Below are 1716 nucleotides of genomic sequence, written 5' to 3' on the forward strand. Positions count from 1 at the left end.
GGGCGGCTTCGCCATTATGCCCCACATGTCTGCGCCCGTTATTGGAAAGTTAGGTTTTCATTTATGCCTATTAAGATATCTGATCATTTAAACAAAGATGACAATGGAAAAAGCACACATATAGCGTGGCTTTTACCAGATAACTGGCGACTACCAGATCAGATGAAAGCACTTGAGAGTTGGTTGCGAGAAAATCAAAATTTATCCCCAGGTGAATATTCAGCAGATATTGGCTTCTCACCAAGGGAAGACGCCTTGGGTGGTGGAGGTAAAGTATCGATTGAATCCATGGAAATCATGCTTCGTTTGGGGTTGGAACTCTATTTGTCAGAGTACCCAGAGGACTAGGATGTTTAACCACAAACCTAACAACTCAATAAACTCACTCACTACGTTCGCTGGGACGCATACACGCGGGGCGGCTTCGCCATTATGCCCCACATGTCTGCGCCCGTTATTGAAAAGTTATACGTTAAGGAGAACTCGTGCGTTTAATCTTATTATTACTTGCAGCCACTTCATTTTGCGCATTTGCAAATGAGGAAATTACAATTCATGTAAAAGAGTCAACTTACTCTGTTGGAAACTCAGTGGAAGTATTAACTAATATCGAATTAGAAGATCAACTAGGAGAGTTAAACTTTTCTGCAATAACGCTAGATGTGGACTATTGTGCTGAGCCGCTCACTATTGCTAATGCCTATTTGGCTATTGCTAATAGCAAGCCATCAGTAACGGATATTAAGCTAAAGTTAAGTGGTAGCAATGAGGAAAGTAAGTGTAACAACGTATAACAAACAACTGTTGCCACTCACTGCGTTCGCTGGGACAAAAATACGTAGGCTCCCGTCGCTTCGCTCCTTATTTTAGCCTACGTACTTTTGCCCCAAAGTTGGGTGTTAGCCACTCCGAGACATCTATGGACATTGAAGATAAAATAAAAAAGCAGGATCGATTTTTTCTCTATATTCTCCCAGCTTTTTTCATAGGTTTATCTGCCTATGTTTTCATAATGCTAGAATTCGACTCTCTATCCTTAATAATGGTCGTACCATTTCTCTTGATGGCAATATCTTTTCATTTCAAACATAAAGCGAATATCTCTTTCAGAAAGATTCAATCCAATGGTGAAGGTGATTACGACAAATGTATAGCTCTCGCACATTCCAAGGGGTGGGAAATATTAGCTACAGAGAAAAAGCAAAAAATCGTTGCACATACAAGCGGCACCTGGCGCAGTTGGGGGGAGCTGATTATCATTAATTTTTTTGAAAATTGTCTTTTAGTTAATTCGCGGCCGTCGCCATTCAAAAAGGCTTCTATTGTAACGTGGGGTAAAAATCGCATTAATTTTAAGGCGATTGAAGCTGTGGTAAAAAGTGGCTAACAAACGCATAAACACTCACTTCGCTCGCGGGGGACAAAAACACGTAGGCTCCCTGCGCTTCGCTTGGTATTGTAGCCTACGTATTTTTGCCCGTTATGCGGGCCGTTATAAGGCGTCAGCCTAAACTGCGTTTGGCTTTATACAAATCCCAGTGTAACTGCCCTCACCTGTTTTCATTAGCATCGCTCTGGCTTGTGGTAGGTTTAAATCCGCCGCTCATAACTCATAGGTGGTGTAATAGGCGCTTTATCGCCAAGTTATTAGTTGAACCTCTCAAGCGCCATTACACTCAATAGCTCAGATGGCGGCTAGCTTCAGTCAAATCAAAA

The 1716-nt window shown here is 42.0% G+C and carries 3 protein-coding genes; all 3 read left to right on the forward strand.

The window, feature by feature from the left end:
* A partial coding sequence (locus JC525_RS19660) for a hypothetical protein (protein WP_233095332.1) occupies nt 1-348 on the forward strand: 348 nt, incomplete at its 5' end.
* A gap of 137 nt (nt 349-485) precedes the next feature.
* Nucleotides 486-794 carry a hypothetical protein gene (locus JC525_RS19665; RefSeq protein ID WP_198817825.1) on the forward strand — a complete coding sequence of 103 codons (309 nt, stop codon included), beginning with the start codon at nt 486-488 and terminating at the stop codon, nt 792-794.
* Nucleotides 795-919: 125 nt separating this feature from the next.
* Nucleotides 920-1387 carry a hypothetical protein gene (locus JC525_RS19670; RefSeq protein WP_198817826.1) on the forward strand — a complete coding sequence of 156 codons (468 nt, stop codon included), beginning with the start codon at nt 920-922 and terminating at the stop codon, nt 1385-1387.
* The last annotated feature ends 329 nt before the right edge of the window (nt 1388-1716 follow it).

The sequence above is a fragment of the Alteromonas sp. IB21 genome, from assembly GCF_016405965.1.
GTDB lineage: Bacteria > Pseudomonadota > Gammaproteobacteria > Enterobacterales > Alteromonadaceae > Alteromonas.